At 69.4% G+C, this 18112-nt stretch carries 17 protein-coding genes; 15 read left to right on the top strand and 2 right to left on the bottom strand.

Annotated features, from left to right (window positions below; genetic code table 11):
* Nucleotide 1 precedes the first annotated feature (1 nt).
* Together ACYVF6_RS14765 and ACYVF6_RS14760 are read left to right on the top strand one after the other, a co-directional pair.
* Entirely contained in the window at nt 2–427 is a 426-nt protein-coding gene (locus tag ACYVF6_RS14765) for an OB-fold nucleic acid binding domain-containing protein (protein WP_460521352.1), read from the top strand.
* The gene (locus tag ACYVF6_RS14760) at nt 424–1227 is read left to right on the top strand and encodes a DUF3159 domain-containing protein (protein ID WP_460521350.1); all 804 of its coding nucleotides are present in this window, start codon (nt 424–426) and stop codon (nt 1225–1227) included. The genes ACYVF6_RS14765 and ACYVF6_RS14760 overlap by 4 nt, the downstream gene beginning before the upstream one ends.
* A 16-nt stretch (nt 1228–1243) precedes the next feature.
* Here ACYVF6_RS14760 and ACYVF6_RS14755 read toward each other — a convergent pair whose 3' ends face one another.
* Entirely contained in the window at nt 1244–1888 is a 645-nt protein-coding gene (locus ACYVF6_RS14755) for a hypothetical protein (RefSeq protein WP_460521348.1), read from the bottom strand.
* 66 nt (nt 1889–1954) lie between these two features.
* On the opposite strand from ACYVF6_RS14755, the gene pdxS reads away from it, so the two are divergent.
* The gene (gene pdxS, locus ACYVF6_RS14750) at nt 1955–2896 is read left to right on the top strand and encodes a pyridoxal 5'-phosphate synthase subunit PdxS (RefSeq protein ID WP_460521346.1); all 942 of its coding nucleotides are present in this window, start codon (nt 1955–1957) and stop codon (nt 2894–2896) included.
* An 84-nt stretch (nt 2897–2980) separates the two neighbouring features.
* Here pdxS and ACYVF6_RS14745 read toward each other — a convergent pair whose 3' ends face one another.
* Complete coding sequence (locus tag ACYVF6_RS14745; protein ID WP_460521344.1) at nt 2981–4318, bottom strand: polysaccharide deacetylase family protein; 1338 nt, start codon at nt 4316–4318, stop codon at nt 2981–2983.
* 125 nt (nt 4319–4443) lie between these two features.
* Here ACYVF6_RS14745 and pdxT point away from each other — a divergent pair, with 125 nt between their 5' ends.
* The 12 genes from pdxT to ACYVF6_RS14685 all read left to right on the top strand — a co-directional run bounded on the left by pdxT (nt 4444) and on the right by ACYVF6_RS14685 (nt 18083).
* Entirely contained in the window at nt 4444–5082 is a 639-nt protein-coding gene (gene pdxT / locus ACYVF6_RS14740; protein ID WP_460521342.1) for a pyridoxal 5'-phosphate synthase glutaminase subunit PdxT, read from the top strand.
* 6 nt (nt 5083–5088) lie between these two features.
* The gene (locus ACYVF6_RS14735; RefSeq protein WP_460521340.1) at nt 5089–5850 is read left to right on the top strand and encodes a YebC/PmpR family DNA-binding transcriptional regulator; all 762 of its coding nucleotides are present in this window, start codon (nt 5089–5091) and stop codon (nt 5848–5850) included.
* A gap of 31 nt (nt 5851–5881) precedes the next feature.
* Complete coding sequence (locus ACYVF6_RS14730) at nt 5882–7675, top strand: serine/threonine-protein kinase (protein ID WP_460521338.1); 1794 nt, start codon at nt 5882–5884, stop codon at nt 7673–7675.
* A 92-nt stretch (nt 7676–7767) separates the two neighbouring features.
* Nucleotides 7768–8421: a crossover junction endodeoxyribonuclease RuvC gene (ruvC, locus tag ACYVF6_RS14725; protein ID WP_460521336.1), complete on the top strand. Its 654-nt coding sequence runs from the start codon at nt 7768–7770 to the stop codon at nt 8419–8421.
* Nucleotides 8422–8426: 5 nt separating this feature from the next.
* Nucleotides 8427–9044: a Holliday junction branch migration protein RuvA gene (gene ruvA / locus ACYVF6_RS14720; protein ID WP_460521334.1), complete on the top strand. Its 618-nt coding sequence runs from the start codon at nt 8427–8429 to the stop codon at nt 9042–9044.
* Nucleotides 9045–9066: 22 nt separating this feature from the next.
* On the top strand, nt 9067–10137 hold the full coding sequence (ruvB, locus tag ACYVF6_RS14715) for a Holliday junction branch migration DNA helicase RuvB (RefSeq protein ID WP_460521332.1): 1071 nt from the start codon (nt 9067–9069) through the stop codon (nt 10135–10137).
* A gap of 272 nt (nt 10138–10409) precedes the next feature.
* Nucleotides 10410–10832, top strand: coding sequence for a preprotein translocase subunit YajC (gene yajC, locus ACYVF6_RS14710; protein WP_460521330.1), 423 nt, complete (start codon nt 10410–10412; stop codon nt 10830–10832).
* Nucleotides 10833–10879: 47 nt separating this feature from the next.
* The gene (gene secD / locus ACYVF6_RS14705; RefSeq protein ID WP_460521328.1) at nt 10880–12589 is read left to right on the top strand and encodes a protein translocase subunit SecD; all 1710 of its coding nucleotides are present in this window, start codon (nt 10880–10882) and stop codon (nt 12587–12589) included.
* A gap of 1 nt (nt 12590) precedes the next feature.
* A complete protein-coding gene (secF, locus tag ACYVF6_RS14700; RefSeq protein ID WP_460521325.1) occupies nt 12591–13802 on the top strand; it encodes a protein translocase subunit SecF in 1212 nt (403 codons plus the stop codon).
* Nucleotides 13799–14344 (top strand): purine phosphoribosyltransferase family protein, encoded by a 546-nt coding sequence (locus ACYVF6_RS14695; RefSeq protein WP_460521323.1) that lies wholly within the window; start codon nt 13799–13801, stop codon nt 14342–14344. The genes secF and ACYVF6_RS14695 overlap by 4 nt, the downstream gene beginning before the upstream one ends.
* 620 nt (nt 14345–14964) lie before the next feature.
* Nucleotides 14965–17205: a RelA/SpoT family protein gene (locus ACYVF6_RS14690; protein ID WP_460521642.1), complete on the top strand. Its 2241-nt coding sequence runs from the start codon at nt 14965–14967 to the stop codon at nt 17203–17205.
* Nucleotides 17205–18083, top strand: coding sequence for an aminoglycoside phosphotransferase family protein (locus ACYVF6_RS14685; RefSeq protein ID WP_460521320.1), 879 nt, complete (start codon nt 17205–17207; stop codon nt 18081–18083). The genes ACYVF6_RS14690 and ACYVF6_RS14685 overlap by 1 nt, the downstream gene beginning before the upstream one ends.
* Nucleotides 18084–18112: the final 29 nt, after the last annotated feature.

Below are 18112 nucleotides of genomic sequence, written 5' to 3'. Positions count from 1 at the left end.
GATGGCGCAGACGAGCGACAAGGCCGGCAACGCTGACCCGGCCGACAAGGCCGGCAAGCCCGGGCTGTGGCGGCGGGCACTGTCCCGGTTCGCCAGCAGCCACGAGGAGCAGGTGGCGGCCGAGCTGCAGGAGACCGTCCAGAAGTCCGGATACAACCCCGTCGGCCGCTGTGCGGACAGGCAGCGGGTGAAGCTGCGCGGCACGCTGCGTACCGTCACGCTGTCGCCCAGGGCCGGCACGCCGACGCTCGAGGCCGAGCTGTACGACGGTTCCGGCACGGTCACCCTGGTCTGGCTCGGCCGGCGCCGGATCGTCGGCGTCGAACCCGGGCGCGACATCATGGTCTCCGGCCGGATCGCGATCCACGACAACCGGCGCATCATGTACAACCCGAGCTACGAGCTCTGTCCGATGGGGGCCTCATGAGTCAGCAGCCGCCGGCCCAGGGTGGGTGGACGCCCGCCGCTCGTCCTGAGGCGACCGAGGCGACTGAAGCGACCGAGACAACCGAGGCGACGCAGCCACCGCCGGGCCCTGATCAGCCCGCCGAGCCGGGGCAGCCCACCTCCGGCTCCGGTGAGGCGTTCTCGCTGATCAAGGCGTTCGGTGGCTGGGGTGGCCTGCTCGACGCCGGCCTGCCGACGATCGCGTTCCTGATCAGCTATCCCGTGTCCGGTCGCGACCTCCGCCTCGCCCTGATCATCTCGATCGGGGTCGGCGTGCTGCTCACCGCGGCCCGGCTGGTTCGCCGCGACCCGCTGCAGAACGTGATCGGCGGCTTCCTCGCCCTCGCGCTGGCAGCGTGGATCGCCCACAAGACCGGCGACGCGAAGAACTTCTATCTTCCCGGACTGTTCATCAACGCCGGGTACGCCCTGGTCTACCTCGTCGCCAACCTGCTGCGCTGGCCGCCGATCGGTCTCGTGGTGGGCCTCGGCGCGGGCTGGGGTCTGACCTGGCGGCAGGATCCCGTGCTGGTCCGCGCGTTCGTACGTGCGGGCTGGTTGTGGGTCGGTGTGTTCGCGCTGCGGATCGCCGTCCAGCTGCCGCTCTACCTCGCCGGTCAGGTCGACGCGCTCGGCATCGCCCGGGTCGCGATGGGCTGGCCGCTCTTCCTCGTGCTGATGTGGCTGACCTACCTCGTGATCAAGGCTTCCGTGCCGCCCAGCAAGTGGACCGAGGTCAAGAAGTCGGCCGAGGCCGCGGCCGCCAAGCGCGATCGCTGAGCGCGTCCCGCCGCTTCTACGCCTGCTCACCCCGCGCCTGCAGGGACTGCGGAGACACCAGCTCCCACCAGCCGATCTCCGCGAGCTGCTCGCGCGTCGCGGGCCGGCGCAGCCGGTCGCCGTCCGGCCAGCTTCCGGACTCCGGCAGACGTCCGGCCGGCTCCCGCCCGTGTGGGTCGTCCCAGGTGCGGAAGCACAGGTCGCAGAACAGCACGGTTCGCCCGGCCCAAGTCGTCCAGGTGACCAGCCGCCCGTCGTCGCCGGCCGGGCACTCGGAGAGCCAGTACGCCGCGGGATGCGGCGGGCTCCACGTACCCGGCGCGAGCGGAGGTTGCCGGCCCGGCTCCTCACCATGCGCCCGCAGCGACAGCGGATGGACGAGCGGCCACCAGCCGAGTGCCTCCAGCTCCTCGCGGCGGGCCGGCCGGTCGAGCTCGTCCTCCTGGTCGCCATCCCTCCACTTGCCGTCAGGCCCGACGACGAGCTCCGAAAGGGGGTCGAGGTCGCGCGGGTCGTACCACGTGGTGTGGCAGACGTCGCAGCAGAGCACGGGCCGCCCGCGCCGGCTGATCCAGGCTTCGACCATGCCCTGGTCCGGCACGGCCGGGCACTCGGCCAGGGCGTACGGAACGAGGTGATGCTTGCGTGGCCGGCGGCTCATGAGCACCACGATAGGCGCCCGTAACAGCCAGTTGCCGCCATCTGGCCTGCGCTTACGATGGTTGACGTGACTGATCAGACCGACACTTCCGCTGCCAGCAGCAACCAGGCGGTTTCTCCCAACGGCCCCGCCACCGGCACCGCGCGGGTCAAGCGCGGCATGGCGGAGATGCTCAAAGGCGGCGTGATCATGGACGTCGTGACCCCCGAGCAGGCGAAGATCGCCGAGGACGCCGGTGCGGTCGCGGTGATGGCACTGGAGCGCGTACCCGCCGACATCCGCGCGCAGGGCGGCGTGGCCCGGATGAGCGACCCCGACATGGTCGACGGGATCATCCAGGCGGTATCGATCCCGGTGATGGCCAAGGCCCGGATCGGCCACTTCGTCGAGGCCCGGGTCCTGCAGGCGATCGGCGTCGACTACGTCGACGAGTCCGAGGTGCTCACGCCCGCCGACGAGGCGCACCACATCGACAAGTTCGCGTTCGACGTTCCGTTCGTCTGCGGCGCGACCAACCTCGGTGAGGCGCTGCGCCGGATCTCCGAGGGCGCGGCGATGATCCGTTCCAAGGGCGAGGCCGGCACGGGCAACGTCGTCGAGGCGACCCGTCACATGCGGTCGATCCGTACGGAGATCGGCCGTCTGACCACACTCGCCCCGGAAGAGCTGTACGCCGCCGCCAAGGAGCTGCGCGCGCCGTACGACCTGGTGGCAGAGGTCGCCGCCGCCGGCAAGCTGCCCGTGGTGCTGTTCACCGCCGGCGGCATCGCCACGCCCGCCGACGCGGCGATGATGATGCAGCTCGGCGCCGAGGGCGTTTTCGTCGGCTCCGGCATCTTCAAGTCCGGCGACCCCGCCCGGCGGGCCGCCGCGATCGTCAAGGCGACGACGTTCCACGACGACCCCGACGTGATCGCCAAGGTCTCGCGCGGGCTCGGCGAGGCGATGGTCGGCATCAACCTCACCGACCTCAACGACGACCAGCGGCTGGCCACCCGCGGCTGGTAACCGCAAGGCCGTATGTAAAGAAGGCGAACGCGCCGGCCACGGACCCGTGTGACCGGCGCGTTCGCGTACCCCCTGGAGAGCTCGTCAGCCGGCGTCGGCGAACGAGTAGTCGTCGGTCGTGAGCGTCCCGACGCTGTCGAGTGTCAGCCCGAAGCTGGTCGCCACCATGCCGCTCGGCACGGCCGGCGTGGTCCAGGTCGCCTCGGTCCAGTCGGCCGCGGCCGGCAGCCGCGGGCTCTGTGTCCAGTACGCCCACTGCCCGATCGCGTTGCGCTGGTACATCGTGAAGAAGACCTCGGCACTCGACTTGTACCAAACCTTCACGGTGTACGAATGGCCCGTCTGGACCAGCGGTGAGCACTCACCCAGGTCGAACCTCGGAACGAGCTTCGCATCGCCGTCGGTCAGGCTGCTGATCGTGACCCGCTCCGCCCAGCTGGACGTGTGCGCGTCGGGCACCCGGGCGAACGACGGCGTGTTGGTGCCGTAGCCGCTCGGGCTCCAGCATTCGGGGTTGCCCGAGCCGTCGCCGGGTGTCTCGAGGCTGGGGTTGCGTGCGACGTTCACACCCGGTCCCTGGGGCGCGGGCGGCGCGGCCGGTGTCACGGTCGGCTTGACAGTTCCGCCCACGACCTGGTCGACCGTACGCACGTACGTGCCCTGGATCAGCCACCGCGAGGACAACCAGGAGAGGAACTGGTTCAGCACGGTCGGGCTGATCGCGAGTGGGTTGCAGCCGTCACAGACGTGGTGCAGGTTGTAGACCAGCCAGCCGCCGTTGCGCTCGGCGCGCTGTACCGACTGCTTCAGCTCGGCCAGCGACCAGGTGGTGTCGATGTCGTCGGGCGTCCGCAGCGCGTACGGGTCGAGCGGGTGGACCGACTCGGCGTTCGGGCAGTCCGTGCAGGTCTCCGGCGACCAGATGTCGCCGACCGCGCGGCCGGTGTTGTAGCCGCACTGCTGGACGATCGACTTGGCCGTGTCGTTGACGTCGGCGAACGGATAGGCGAACGACGTGACGCGGTAGCCCCACGAAGTCAAGGTGTTGCGGTCGGTACAGACCTGCCGATTGGCTTCGGCAGGCGACAGCGTGATCAGGCTCTGGTGGGTGACCGTGTGCCCGCCGATCTCGTGACCCTTGCTCTTCAGGGTGTCGAGGTTGGCGCGGGTCATGTAGCCGGACTGCCCGATCAGTGCCGAGTTGATATAGAACGTCGCGTCCATGTTGTACCGATCGAACATCGGGATCGCCGTCATGTTGTCGGCGAGACCGTCGTCGAAGGTGAACGAGACATAGGTCCGTGGGAGGATCAGCGCGTTGGCTGGCGCCTGAAGAAGCGTCAGCGTGAGCGCCGCCACGGCGAGGCCGGCGGCCAGCAACCCGAGCCGGCGGCGCCCCCTTCGTGGGCCGGATGTGTACATGGAGTGCCCCTGCAGGTCTGTGCGAATGTGAACAACCCGTTGGCAACCAGACTGCTGCGAGGGCGGGGTGGTTACACAAAGCCATGCGTTCGTGAGCAAATGGCTCGGATCCGTACGCTGGGAGGGTGCCTTCCAACCCTTCCAACCTGACCATCGGTGTCCTCGCCCTGCAGGGTGACGTCCGCGAGCACCTGCGCATGCTCGAGGCCTCTGGCGCACGTGCGATCCCCGTACGCCGGCTCGAGGAGCTGTTCGCCGTCGACGGCCTCGTCATCCCCGGCGGCGAGTCGACCACGATGATCAAGCTGGCCGAGGCGTTCGAGCTGCTCGAGCCGCTGCGCAAGCGGATCGGCGACGGCATGCCGGCGTTCGGCACCTGCGCGGGCATGATCATGCTGGCCGACCGGATCGAGGACGGCATCGCGGGCCAGCAGACGATCGGCGGCATCGACGTCACGGTGCGGCGCAACGCGTTCGGCCGTCAGGTCGACTCGTTCGAGGCCGACCTCGACTTCCCGGCCCTCGCGGGAGCCGCCGACGACCCCGCGTTCCACGCGGTCTTCATCCGTGCGCCCTGGGTCGAGTCGGTTGGTGCCAATGCGCAAGCACTCGCTCACATCAGTGGCCCAGTGAGCTCCGGCCCAGCTCACGGTAGGGTGGTCGCCGTTCGCCAGGGTCATCTGCTCGCGACGGCATTCCACCCGGAGCTGACCGGCGACGCAAGAGTGCACGAGTACTTCGTTCAGCTTGCCAAGGAGGTCTAGTCCGTCATGTCCGGCCACTCCAAGTGGGCGACCACAAAGCACAAGAAGGCCGTGATCGACGCCAAGCGGGGAAAGCTCTTCGCCAAGCTGATCAAGAACGTCGAGGTCGCGGCCCGCGTCGGCGGAGCTGACCCCGCCGGCAACCCCACGCTGTTCGACGCCATCCAGAAGGCGAAGAAGAGCTCGGTGCCCAACGACAACATCGACCGTGCCGTCAAGCGTGGTGCGGGCCTCGAAGCAGGCGGCGCCGACTACCAGACTCAGATGTACGAAGGTTATGCCGCGGGTGGCGTGGCGGTTCTGGTCGAGTGCCTCACCGACAACCGCAACCGCGCCGCCGGCGAGGTGCGCACGGCGATGACCCGCAACGGCGGCAACATGGCCGACGCCGGCAGCGTGTCCTACATGTTCACGCGCAAGGGCGTCGTGGTCGTTCCGCTGGAGCAGGAGGGCAAGCCGCTCGGCGAGGACGACGTACTCGGCGCGGTGCTCGACGCGGGCGCCGAGGAGGTCAACAACCTCGGTGAGTCGTTCGAGGTCGTCTGCGAGCCGACCGACCTGGTGGCCGTCCGCTCCGCCCTGCAGGACGCCGGCATCGACTACGACTCGGCGGAGTCGAGCTTCGTGCCGAGCATGACCGTGCCGCTCGACGAGGACAACGCCCGTAAGGTCTTCCGGCTGATCGAGGCGCTCGAAGACAGCGACGACGTGCAGAACGTCTACGCCAACTTCGATGTCTCCGACGAGATCCTGGAAAAGGTGGGCTAGCTCCCACCGCGTGGAGGGCTACGGTAGGTCCATGCACGGGGAGGCTCAGGACGTCGCCAGCGCGACCGTCGAGCTGTTGCGGCTCGACGGCTACGTGCTGCGTGAACGCGTGGGCGAGGGCGGCATGGGCGTGGTCTACAAGGCCGACGACCCGCATGGCCGGACCGTCGCGATCAAGCTGATGAAGCCGCACATCGCGGCCGACCCGGAGATCCGCCGGCGGTTCGCGCGGGAGGCGCGCGTGCTGTCGCGCGTACGCGGCAACCACATCGCCGAGGTACTCGACGCCGACGTGCTGGCCGAGACGCCGTACGTCGTCACGCGCTACGTCAACGGGCCGGCACTCTACGACGTCATCACGCACGGTGGCCCGTTGCGCGGCGGCGACCTGGCCGACCTGGCCGGCGACCTCGCCGACGCGCTCAACTCCATCCACGGCGCCGGCATCGTGCACCGCGACCTCAAGCCCGGCAACGTGCTGATCCAGGACGGCATCGCGGTCGTCATCGACTTCGGCATCGCGCAGTTCGTCGACGAGACCCGCTGGACCCGCACCGGCATGGTCTACGGCACACCGGGATACGTCTCTCCGGAGGTGCTCAGTGGGGGAGACGTGAGCGCGGCGGCAGACATCCACGCGTGGGCGGCCACCGTCGCGTTCGCGGCGACCGGCCACTCGCCGTTCGGCTCCGGGCCGCTGGAAGCGGTCGCCTACCGCGTTCTCCACGACGAGCCCCGGCTCGACGACTGCCCGCCCTGGCTGCGCCCGGTGATCGAGCGCTGCCTCTCCAAGGACCCGGCGGTGCGGCCGAACGCCAAGGAACTGCTCGACTGGCTGGAGCTCGGCAAGGTGCCGCCGCCTCCGGCGATCAACCTCGGCACCCCGGCCGGTGCGGTGCCACCGAGCGACTCGTCACCGACCCGGCAGGAGCCTTCGGCCTACGACTCGCCTGGCCTCGAGGCGCCGGTCGGCTATCCGCAGGCGGTGGCCTACGCCCCGCCGCTGCCACAGGAGCAGCCGCAGGCCTATCCGCAGCCGCCCTACGAGCAGCCGTTCAACCAGCCGCCCTACCACCAGCAGCTTCCATACAACGGCGCGCCCTACGACGGCCACGGGCACCAGCAGCCCGGGCCGGCGACGGCTGCCATGCCGCTCGACGACACCGCCGAGGCTCCGCCTGTCGAGCCACCGCCCGACACCAAGCCGCGCTGGACGATGTGGCACGCGATCTCGGTCGGCGCGTTGTTCGTCGCGCTTGGTGGGTTCGGCGGCGTCGTGCCGATCGTGGCGCTCGCCGCGATGCTCGGCTGGCTGGTGCTCGCCCGCACCGTCGATCGGGCCGGGCGGCACGTCGAAGCCAGGCGTGACCGTCGCGGCGGCCGGACCAAGAGCGACTCGCTGGTCGCGGTGACGACGCTGCCCTGGCACGCGCTCCGGGGCGGCCTGCTGACGGCGCTGACCGCGCCGGTCATGCTGATCGGTGCGGTGTGCCTGGTCGGGCTGGCGGCGCTGCTCGCCTACGCCGGGGTGCTGCCGCGTCGCCTCGACGCCTATCTCGCACTCGCCATGCTGTGCACGGCCGTGCTCGCCTGGTGGGGCATCGATGGCGGGAGTGTGCGCGACGGCAGCCGGCGGATCATCCGCTGGGCGATGCCCAACACGACGATGCTGGTCGTCGGCGTGTTCGTGTCGGTCGTGCTGGCGATGTTGGCGCTGACCGCGTTCAACAGCGAGGGCGCCATCTACTGGTGGCCGCTCAGCGAGGACATGCTGCCCAACCTGCCGGAACCCCTCGACCAGATCCTGAACCACTGGGATCGCTAGCTCTGTCGCCCACTCGCGTGTCGTACCGCCGAATCGGCCGGCTGAGCCGATAGCGTTCCGAACAAACGTTCGTAAATCGGTAGGAGGCGGCTGTGCGGGTGCTGGGAGTCGACCCTGGGCTGACCCGGTGCGGGCTCGGCCTGGTCGACGGCGGCCCGGCGCGCCGGCTCGCGCTGGTCGAGGTCGACGTCGTGCGCACCAGTCCCGACTGGGAGCTCGGGCAGCGACTGCTCGCCGTCGAGCGCGCGGTCGATTCCTGGCTCGACGAGCACAAGCCCGACTGTGTGGCGATCGAGCGCGTGTTCAGCCAGCACAACGTCCGCACGGTGATGGGCACCGCGCAGGTCAGCGGCGTGATCATCGCGGCGGCCGCGCGCCGGAGCATCCCCGTCCACCTGCACACGCCGAGCGAGGCCAAGGCGGCGGTCACCGGCAACGGCCGGGCCGACAAGGCACAGGTGACCGCGATGGTGACCCGCATCCTGGCGCTGCCGGCCAGGCCGAGCCCCGCCGACGCGGCCGACGCGCTGGCGCTGGCGATCTGCCAGCTGTGGCGCGGCCCGGCCAACGGACGGATCGCCGCGGCGCTGGCCGCACAGCCGAGGAGGCAGGAGTCTGCTCGCCGCGGTACTCGATCCGGCGGCTCCGCCGCGCGGGCCGAGCCACCGCTGCTCGGCTCATCTACACCGGGTGGCGACTCCCGGATCCCCGGGGCAAAGCGCGGATCGACGTCGATAGGAGAGTAGGTCGCGTGATCGCTTTCGTACGTGGCAAGGTCACCGCGGTCGGGCTCGACTCGGCCGTCGTCGATGTCGGCGGGATCGGCATCGAGGTGCTGGCGACGCCCGGCACGCTTGCCGATCTGCGCGTCGGCACGGCCGCGACGCTGCCGACGAGCTTGGTCGTACGCGAGGAGTCGCTGACGCTCTACGGCTTCGCCGACGACGACGAGCGCATGGTCTTCCAGTTGCTGCAGACCGCCAGCGGCGTCGGCCCGCGGCTGGCTCAGGCGATGCTCGCCGTGCACCGGCCCGACGAGCTGCGCCGCGCGGTCGCCGCCGACGACCTGGTGGCGCTGACCAAGGTGCCCGGCATCGGCAAGAAGGGCGCCCAGCGCATCGTGCTGGAGCTGAAGGACCGGCTCGGCCCGCCGGCGAGTGCGGTGCTCAGCAACGGTTCCGCGGCCACCTCGGCGCCGTGGCGCGAGCAGGTCCGGCCGGCGCTGCTCGGTCTCGGCTGGTCGGCGAAGGAGGCCGACGGCGCGCTCGACAAGGTGGCCGACCTCGCCGAGGAACAGCAGGCGGAGCAGGGCGTGACCGACGTACCCGCACTGCTGCGCGCGGCGTTGCAGTCGCTCTCGCGCTCGTAGGCCTTCGTAAGCTAGGGAGCTCATGACCGACGACACTGCGATCGGCCGGGCACTGGTCGAAGCCGAGGCCAGCGGCGACGAGCGTGCCGTCGAAAGCGCGTTACGCCCGCGCACGCTGGCCGAGCTGATCGGCCAGCACCGCGTACGCGAGCAGCTCAGCCTCGTGCTCGAGGCGGCCCGCAGCCGCGGCAAGGCGCCCGACCACGTTCTGCTGTCCGGTCCTCCCGGACTCGGCAAGACCACGCTCGCCATGATCATCGCCAACGAGCTGGCCGCGCCGTTACGCATCACCAGCGGTCCCGCGATCCAGCACGCCGGCGACCTGGCCGCGATCCTGTCCTCGCTCACCGAGGGCGAGGTGTTGTTCCTCGACGAGATCCACCGGATGAGCCGGCCCGCCGAGGAGATGCTCTACATGGCGATGGAGGACTTCCGGGTCGACGTGATCGTCGGCAAAGGGCCGGGAGCGACCGCGATCCCGCTGGAGCTGCCGCCGTTCACGCTCGTCGGCGCGACCACGCGTTCCGGCCTGCTGCCGGGACCGTTGCGCGACCGGTTCGGGTTCACCGCGCACCTGGGCTACTACGAGGTCGACGACCTGGAGCAGATCGTCCGCCGCTCGGCCCGGCTGCTCGACGTTCCGGTCACCGACGGTGGCGCCCGCGAGGTCGCCTCCCGTTCGCGTGGCACCGCCCGGATCGCCAACCGACTGCTCCGGCGGGTCCGCGACTACGCCCAGGTCCGCGGCGACGGCACCGTACGCACCGACGTCGCGCAGGCCGCGCTCACTCTCTACGAAGTCGACGAGCAGGGCCTGGACCGCCTCGACCGGGCGGTGCTCGACGCGCTCTGCCGCCGGTTCGGTGGGGGACCAGTCGGCCTCGCGACCCTCGCGGTCGCGGTCGGCGAGGAGCGCGAGACGGTCGAGGAGGTCGCCGAGCCGTTCCTGGTGCGTTCCGGCTACCTCGTCCGCACGCCCCGCGGCCGGGTTGCCACTCCTGCTGCCTGGAACCAGCTCGGGCTGGCCGTGCCGGCCGGCATGCCCGGCTCGGTGTTCGGCGATCCCACATTGTTCGACAATCCTCAGGATTAGGCGCCGGCACCTGGCGATTCGCCGGGTAGCGTGGTGGGAGCCGGTTCCCCGGTTCCGATGCGTGCCCTGACCAAACCTTGGTCACAGACGGGCCACACCGAGGCCGTGTGGTGCGCGGCCGGGCACGCACGGCTAGACTCCGCCGGTGGCCACGTGATCACGTGATCACACGCGATCCGACCGGTCGCGGTCGACAATGGGGCCGGGGCCCAAAATCATGATGGCGGGACCAGCGCGCAGGCGTCCCCGCCGGGGAAGGAATCGACCCGACGATGTTGCTGCAAGCCGCCGCTCAAGGGGGGCAGGCGGGGTTCAACCCGCTGACGCTCGCCCTGCCCATTCTCCTCCTCGTGTTCTTCTGGTTCGTGATGATCCGGCCGCAGCGCAAGCGGCAGCAGGAAGCTGCCCGGATGCAGAACGACCTGCAGCCGGGCCAGGAGGTCATGACCGCGGCCGGCCTCTACGGGACCATCGAGTCCGTCGATGAGGACGTCGTTGTGCTCGAGACGTCGCCTGGCGTGACCCAGCGCTACACCCGGCGTGCGATCGTGCAGGTCGTCACCCCGGTCGACCAGAGTGCCGACGAGTCCGAGGCGACGACGACCGACGGTTCGGTCGACGAGGTCACCGACCCGACGGCCGACAGTCCCGACCAGGCTGACACAGCCGACAAGGCAGACAAGACCGACCGCTGATCGCGTACCGCGGGCTTAGAGGGAGCTGAGTACACGTGGCGAGAAGCATGAGTTCGCCCAAGCGGTCGCGCCCAGGGCTGGCACTCGCCGTCCTGGTGCTCGCGCTCGCGATCGGCGCGGGCACGATGGCGTTGCTGCAGAGCTGGAAACCGAAGCTCGGGCTGGACCTGTCCGGGGGCACCTCGATCACGCTGACCGCCCGGCCGGCGGCCGGGCAGGGTCAGGTGACCACGGAGCAGCTCGACGAGGCGGTCAACATCATCCGCAACCGTGTGGGTGACATCGCCGAGGCCGAGGTGACGACTCAGGGCAGCAACCACATCGTGGTCGCGGTCCCGGGCGTCAACCAGGACGAGATCGTCAAGCGGGTCGGCACGACGGCCGAGATGCGGTTCCGGCAGGTGCTCGCGCAAGCCGCCGCCGGCCAGCCGCAGGTGACGCCGACTCCGACGACGACCGGAACCCCCACCCCTGGGGCCACGGAGACGCCGAAGCAGACCGCCAAGCCTTCCGCCACCCCGACCGACGACGCCGGCCAGGCCGGCAGCGCGGCCGTTCGCGGCGACAAGCCCAGTCCTTCCCCGACGCCCACGACGTCCGGCAAGAAGCCCGGCGCGGCCACCGGCGACATCAAGGTCAGCACGACCCCTGCCACGGCCGAGCAACAGGCGGCGCTGGCGGGGTTCGAGTGCAAGGACTACGACCGCTCCAAGGACGACCCCGACAAGCCGGTGATGGTTTGTGACGAGTCCGGCGGTACGAAGTACCTCCTCGGCCCGGCGATCGTGCTCGGCAATCAGATCGGCGGCGCCACTCCTGGTATGGATCAGTACCAGACGCAGTGGATCGTCAACCTGGAGCTGAAGGGCCAGGGCACCAAGAACTTCGCCAAAGCCAGCGCTCAGCTGGTCAACCTGCACGACAAGACGCCGATCGACCAGTTCGCGATCGTGCTGGACGGCAAGGTCGTCTCGGCTCCCGTGATGCAGGCGGTGATCTCCGACGGCCGGTCCTCGATCGAGGGTCAGTTCACCCAGCAGTCGGCCACCGACCTGGCGAACGTCCTGAAGTACGGCGCGCTGCCGCTGTCGTTCGAGACGTCCTCGGTCGAGACCGTCTCGCCGACGCTCGGCAGTGACCAGCTGAGCGGCGGCCTGCTGGCCGGCGCGATCGGCCTCGCCCTGGTCGTGCTGTACTCCTTCTTCTACTACCGCGGCCTCGGCATCGTGGTCGTGCTGTCGCTGGCAATCGCCGCCGGGATGACCTACGAGGCGGCGGTGCTGCTCGGCAAGGCGCAGGGCTTCACGCTGACGCTCGCCGGCATCGCGGGCCTGATCGTCGCGGTCGGCATCACGGCCGACTCGTTCGTGGTCTATTTCGAACGGCTACGTGACGAGGTACGCGACGGCAAGAGCCTGCGCACAGCTGTCGAGACCGGGTGGAACCGCGCCAGGCGTACGATCCTCGCGGCCGACTCGATCTCGCTGCTGGCCGCCGTGGTGCTCTACTTCCTGTCGGTCGGCAACGTCCGCGGCTTCGCCTACGCGCTCGGCCTGACCACGCTGATCGACCTCGTGATCGTGTTCCTGTTCACCAAGCCGTTGATGACTGTGCTGGCCAGAACCAAGTTCTTCGGCCAGGGCCATCGGTTGTCCGGTCTCAACCCGGAGCGGCTGGGTGTAACGGCGAAGCAGTTGGCACCCACCACCGCCACGACTCGGACCCGCCGGCCCGCCGCGGCGACGAAGGGAGCCTGAGATGTCCCGGCTCGGCAGACTCGGCCACAAGCTCTACACCGGCGAGGCCTCCTACAACTTCGTCGGCAAGAAGCGGCTGTGGTACGCCATCTCGGCCGCGATCATCGTGATCGCGATCGGCGCGATCGCGGTGCGCGGGCTCAACTTCTCCATCGAGTTCCGCGGCGGCGTCGACTTCACCGCGCCGGTACCCGCGTCGGTAGGCACTGGGAAGTCCGTCATCCCCGACGTCCGAACGGCGGTGGAGAACACCGGCACCACCGAGAGCGCAGAGCCGATCGTCACGGCGATCGGCAACGACCGGGTCCGGATCGAGGCGCCGCCGCTGAGCGTCGACGAGACGTCGCAGGTACGCAAGGCGATCGCGGACCAACTCGGCATCAACGAGACGCAGGTCAACTACTCCGCCATCGGCCCGACCTGGGGTGGGCAGATCACCCAGCGGGCGCTGGTCGGCCTCGGCGTGTTCCTCGTCCTCGTGATGATCGTGATCTGGCTCTACTTCCGGGAATGGCGGATGTCGGTGTCCGGCCTCGTCGCGCTCGCGCACGACCTGCTGATCACGGTCGGTATCTACGCCCTGGTCGGATTCGAGGTCACACCGGCGACGATCATCGGTGTGCTCACGATTCTCGGTTACTCTCTGTACGACACGGTGGTCGTGTTCGACAAGGTACGGGAGAACACCAACGGCATCTCCGCGACCAGCCGGCGCACCTACAGCGAGGCCGCCAACCTCGCGCTGAACCAGACACTGGTCCGTTCGATCAACACCTCCGTGATCGCGCTGCTGCCGGTCGCGGGCATCTTGTTCGTCGGTGCCGGCCTGCTGGGCGCGGGCACGCTGAAGGACCTGGCGCTTGCGCTGTTCATCGGTATCGCGGCCGGCACCTACTCCTCGATCTTCATCGCGACTCCGTTCCTGTGCAGCCTGAAGGAACGCGAGCCGGCGATGCAGGCGCTGAGCAGGCGGGTGGAGCAGCGGCGGACCTCCGAGGCCAACAAGGCGGCCGCGGTGGCCGGCGACGACGAGCTCGCCGAGCCGGTGGCCGCGAAGGCCTCCAACGGCACCTCCGGCGCAGGATCCGACGCCCCATCCGACGCGAAGGTGAGCACGGGAGCCGCCGCCCGGCGTTCGGCACCCGGTCCGGGTGGCCGCAGCCAGCCGCAGCGCAAGTCGCGTTCGTCGCGCCGGCCGAAGGGACGCCGGTGAGCCAGGCGCTCGACCGCGAGCAGGTCGTCGACCTGCTGCGGTCGCTGGTACGCGACGTGCCGGACTATCCCAAGCCCGGCATCCTGTTCAAGGACATCACGCCCGTGCTGGCCGACCCGGCGGCCTTCGAGGCCACCGTGCGGGTGATGGCCGAGCCGTGGCGGGACGCCGGCATCACCAAGGTGGTGGGTGTCGAGGCGCGCGGCTTCATCCTGGCCGCGCCGCTCGCGCTCGACCTTCGGGCCGGCTTCGTACCAGTCCGTAAGCAGGGCAAGCTGCCGGCCGAGACCTACAGCCGGTCGTACGCCCTGGAGTACGGCGAGGCCACGCTCGAGATGCACAAGGACGCGCTGGAGCCGGGGGAGCGCGTGCTGATCATCGACGACGTGCTGGCCACCGGCGGCACGGTCGCGGCCACCGCTGAGCTGGTGGAGTCGTGCGGCGCCGAGGTCGCGGGCGTCAGCCTGCTGATGGAGTTGACCTTCCTGCCCGGCCGCGAGCGGCTGCCGGGCAGGAACCTCCAGATCCTGCTCAGCGTCTGAACCAGGGCTCCGAGGCCAGTTCCGGCAGGGACCCGATCACACCCACCCGTTCCCACCGCCCATTTTTGCTCCCTGATTACCCACTGTCGCCGTCACTCCTTGGGCGTACCGGCGTGGAAGCCGATACCCTGATGCTCAGGGTGGCCGAGCAGTGCGAACTGCGCGACAGAGAGCAGGATGGGCAAGGGATCTTTCGACGACGCAGCACAACGTGAGACGCAGATCGGGCGAAGCGGTCAAGCGGCCCGTAGACTGGAGTCTCGCGTTACTGCTGTCTGAACTTCGGGGAAACCCCCCGGACCGAGAGGTGCGTGGTGGCGGACAACAGGCTTCCTATTGCCGGGGTCGTCCAGCGTGCCCAGGTCGAGACGGCCGAGCAGCGGCCGTCGGGCAATGCCCCGTTGCCGCCAACCCAGGTTGACGGCTCCCAGGCCTCTGCGGCTTCGTCGCCCGAACCGGCCGCCGAGCCGGCACCGGCCCGCCATGACAACGGTGTGAGCAGCAGCAACGGCAACGGCACTGGCGTGGTCTCGCCGAAGCCGGCCAAGTCGCCCGCTGACGACAAAGGCACCAAACCGAGCAAACCTCGGGTCGGCAACGGCCGGCGGGCGCCGCGCAGCATGCGCGAGCGGCTGGCCCGCCTGGGTCGTTCGTCCCACTCCAACCCCGTTCTCGAGCCGCTGCTGCGGATCGTCCGGGCCACCCACCCCAAGGCCGACCTCGTCCTGATCGAGAAGGCCTACCGCACCGCCGAGAAGTGGCACAAGGGTCAGACCCGCAAGAGCGGCGACCCGTTCATCACCCACCCGGTCGCGGTCGCGACGATCCTCGCCGAGCTCGGCATGACGCCGCCCACGCTGTGTGCCGCGTTGCTGCACGACACCGTCGAGGACACTCCGTACACCCTGGAGGAGCTGCGCGGCGACTTCGGTGAGGAGATCGCCTACCTCGTCGACGGCGTGACCAAGCTCGACAAGGTCAAGTACGGCCAGCACGCCCAGGCCGAGACCATCCGCAAGATGGTCATCGCGATGGCCCGCGACATCCGGGTCCTGGTGATCAAGCTCGCCGACCGGCTCCACAACATGCGCACGCTGCGCTACCTCAAGCAGGCCAAGCAGGAGCGGATCGCGCAGGAGACCCTCGACATCTATGCCTCACTGGCCCACCGGCTCGGCATGAACACGCTGAAGTGGGAGATCGAGGACCTCGCGTTCGCGACCCTGCAGCCCAAGCTCTACGACGAGATCGTGCGGCTGGTCGCCGAGCGGGCGCCGTCGCGGGACGAATACCTGCAGAAGGTGATCGACGAGGTCGACCGCAACCTGCTCGGCTCCAAGATCCGCGCCACCGTGACCGGCCGGCCCAAGCACTACTACTCCATCTACCAGAAGATGATCGTGCGTGGCCGCGAGTTCGGCGACATCTACGACCTGGTGGGCATCCGCGTCCTGACCGACTCCGTGCGCGACTGCTATGCCGCGTTAGGCGTGCTGCACGGTGTCTGGAACCCCGTGCCGGGGCGGTTCAAGGACTACATCGCGATGCCGAAGTTCAACATGTACCAGTCGTTGCACACGACGGTGATCGGGCTGGAAGGCAAGCCGGTCGAGATCCAGATCCGCACCAAGAGCATGCACCGCCGTGCCGAATACGGTGTGGCCGCGCACTGGAAGTACAAGGAAGACTCCGTTGTCGGCCGCGACACCGAACGGTCCGCCGGCTCCGGGCCCAACGACATGTCGTGGCTGCGGCAGCTGCTCGACTGGCAGAAGGAGACCGAGGACCCCAAGGAGTTCCTCGAGTCGCTGCAGTTCGAGATGTCGGCCAACCAGGTCTACGTCTTCACCCCGAAGGGCGACGTGCTCGACCTGCCGTCCGGCTCGACGCCGATCGACTTCGCCTACGCCATTCACACCGATGTGGGTCACCGCTGTATCGGCGCCCGGGTCAACGGCCGGCTGGTGCCGCTGGAGAGCACGCTCGAGAACGGCGACATGGTCGACGTGCTCACCTCCAAGGCCGAGAACGCCGGGCCGAGCCGCGACTGGCAGGAGATCGTTCAGAGCCCGAAGGCGAAGAACAAGATCCGGCAGTGGTTCACCAAGGAGCGCCGCGAGGAGGCCATCGAGCACGGCAAGGACCTCCTGACCCGGATGGTCCGCAAGGAAGGTCTGCCGTTGCAGCGCGCGCTGTCGCAGGACTCCATCACCGGCGTGGCATCCGAGCTCAACCTGCCCGACGTACAAGCGCTGTACGCCGCGCTGGGCGAGGGCAACATCACCGTCCAGTCAGTGCTGCGCCGCCTTGTGGAGTCGCTGGGCACCGGCACCGAAGCCGAGGAAGTCGACGACGAGGGCGTCGACAACACGATGCTGGCGCAGGAGCTCAAGCGCCGCGACCTGCCGCGTGGCACCCCCGGCGTCGAGGTCAAGGACGCCGGCGACGTCTGGGTCAAGCTCGCCCGCTGCTGCACCCCGGTCCCAGGCGACCCGATCGTCGGCTTCGTCACCCGCGGCGACGGTGTGTCGGTGCACCGCCGTGACTGCCACAACATCGGCCACCTTGCCGAGCAGCCCGAACGCATCGTCGAGGTCCACTGGTCCCCGACGGCGCAGAGCCTGTTCCTGGTCCAGATCCAGGTCGAGGCGCTCGACAGGGCACGGCTGCTGTCGGACATCACGCGCGTGCTGTCCGACCAGCACGTCAACATCCTGTCGGCATCCGTCGTCACCACCCGCGACCGCGTGGCCAAGAGCCGCTTCACCTTCGAAATGGGCGACCCGAAACACCTCGGCCACGTCCTCCGCGCCGTCCGCGGTGTCGACGGCGTCTTCGACGCCTACCGCGTCACCAACTAGTGGGTCTGCCACCCCAGGTCCTGGCAAGCCTGCCCGGCGGTCCGGTGTCGTCAGCTGCCCGGATCACCGAGCGCTCCCTGTCCGGCTCGACCGGCGCGGCCACCCGGGCGATCACCCACCTCACCCTCACTCTCGACGCCGCGACCGTGCTGACGCTGATCCGCAAGGAGTTCCACCCCCTCCGCGGCGGCCCACACCAGCACGGCGCCGAGGACCCGGCCCACTGGGCATATTGGAAGCGAGAACTGCTGGCGTACGAGTCCGGCCTGCTGCCCGCCGGCCCGGGCCTGCGTGCCCCACGCTGCCACGCCATCGTCGACGACACCGTCTACCTCGAAGACGCCGGGCCCGCCTCACCCGATCCTGAGGAGGCTGCTGGGCAGTTGGCTGCTTGGCACACCAGCAGCACTCTGCCGGTCGTCCCGTGGCTGAGTGGCCATCAGCTCGCGCAGCGCGTCGAGGTCTCGAACCTCGACTGGTCAGCCGTCGACGCCGACTCACGAGCTGAACAGCTGTGGAGCAGCCGTGCCACCCTGCTCGACCGTCTGGCCGGCATGCCCCACGTGCTTTCCCACGGCGACTTCCACCTGGGCAACCTGCGCCTCGACCAAACCGGCGGCATCGTCGCGCTGGACTGGGGGACGCTCGGGCGGGCTCCACTGGGCTCCGACCTGGCCTACCTCGCACTCAGCGCACAGCAGGACCTGCTCACCGCGTACCTCTCGGGCCTCGACGGCCGGTTCGACAGGCATGCGGCGGACCTGGGGTATCGCGCGACTCTCGCCCTCGTGGGCGCGAGCCGGGTTCACTGGATGCACAGGGAAGGCATCCGAGTGCCCGACGGCTACGTCGACTTCATCTGGGCCAACCGGCCCTGAGTCGGAGCACGGGGCTTGGGTTGTTTCGC

It is taken from the genome of Flindersiella endophytica (assembly GCF_054779015.1).
The sequence above is the reverse complement of the archived record's forward strand: the minus strand, read 5'-3'. Positions and strand labels throughout refer to the sequence as shown.